This is a genomic window from Sphingobacterium arenae (genome assembly GCF_014692505.1).
GTDB classification, from domain to species: Bacteria; Bacteroidota; Bacteroidia; order Sphingobacteriales; family Sphingobacteriaceae; genus Sphingobacterium; species Sphingobacterium arenae.
The window spans coordinates 1-1495 of record NZ_JACNYK010000014.1 but is presented as its reverse complement, the minus strand read 5'-3'; the positions used below and the strand labels follow the sequence as shown (position 1 = coordinate 1495).

The 1495-nt window shown below is 41.7% G+C and carries 1 protein-coding gene; it reads left to right on the top strand.

All coding sequences use genetic code 11. From position 1 onward, the window contains the following. The first annotated feature begins 78 nt into the window (after window positions 1-78). Window positions 79-1436, top strand: a protein-coding gene (locus H8B17_RS20485) for an IS3 family transposase (protein ID WP_376779807.1) whose coding sequence is annotated in 2 segments (ribosomal slippage) — window positions 79-394 and window positions 394-1436 — 1359 coding nt in all. Because the reading frame shifts where the segments join, the coding sequence is not laid out codon by codon here. Window positions 1437-1495: the final 59 nt, after the last annotated feature.

The window sequence follows — 1495 nt, the reverse complement described above, 5'->3', positions numbered from 1 at the left end:
TGTAAATCGTCAGCAAAAAGTGGACACGATAATTTAAAAACTTAAGGAGTGTTTTCATCAAAAACGTTAGATTTAATTATGGGAACATCAAAGAAGAAGAGCACGGAATCATTTGTAAAAGACATTCGTAAGAATACGCGCAGGATCTTTACCGCCGAACAGAAGATTTTGATCGTTATGGAGGGTCTTAGAGCCGAGACCTCTGTGGCAGAATTGTGCAGAAAGCACAGCATCGCCCAGTCCCAGTTCTACGCCTGGAACAAAGAGTTTATGGAAGCTGGCAAGAAGCGTCTGAACGGGGATGTGACCAGAGAAGCAACTAGTGATGAGGTCTCCGAACTGAAGAAAGAGAATGCTCGTTTGAAAGAGATGGTAGCCGACTTGGTACTGCGTTACGATATCGTAAAAAAAAGTTTGGACATGCTGGATTAATCCATAAATACCGAAAATATATGAGATTATCAGCGGCAGAAAAATACGAGATCATACAAAGCGCCACCACTAGTGACATCGGTGTGAAGCGGACACTGGAAAGCTTCGGCATCCATAGAAGTACATTCTACAAATGGTATCAGAAGTATCTTCAGAACGGTTATGACGGACTGAAACAAGGCCATCGAGTATCTAGAAGACAATGGAACAGCATTCCGGAAGAACAAAAAGATCTGGTGGTTGCAGTTGCTTTGGACCACACGGAATTATCCTCCCGGGAACTGGCCCACAAAATCACCGATGAACAAGGTGTGTTCATATCAGAATCCAGTGTCTATCGGATATTGAAACAGCGGGATCTGATCCCCGCACCGAACCATATCCTTATCTCAGCAGCAAATGAGTTCAAGGATAAAACCAGCTTTGTGCACCAGATGTGGCAGACCGACTTTACCTATTTTAAGATTGTCGGTTGGGGATGGTACTATCTGAGCACGGTTCTGGACGATTACAGCCGCTACATTATCCATTGGGAGCTGTGCGATTCAATGAATGCAGAAGATGTGAAAAGAACGGTAAATACAGCCATTGAGAAAGCAAGACTAAAATCGAAAGCCAAACCAAAGTTGCTGTCAGATAACGGCCCTTGTTATGTTTCAAACGAGCTAAAAACATATCTCAAAGAGGATATGAAGATGAAGCAGGTTCACGGCAGACCGATGCATCCGCAGACACAGGGGAAAATTGAACGGTATCACAGAACGATGAAAAACGTAGTGAAATTAAACCACTTTTACCATCCAGAAGAACTTATCGAAGCCCTGGGAAACTTTGTGGACAACTATAACAATAGACGTTATCACGAATCGCTGCAAAACTTAACACCTGCAGATGTCTACTGTGGACGATCTGAAAGAATTTTGGAAAAAAGACAACAGGTAAAAATCGATTCTCTGAATAAAAGAAGACAATTGTATAATCAACAAAAATTAATAAATTTATAACTCGAAAGTCTCCTTAAGGTTCCATCCTAATGTGTCTAATTTAGTTTGAAGACGTACAA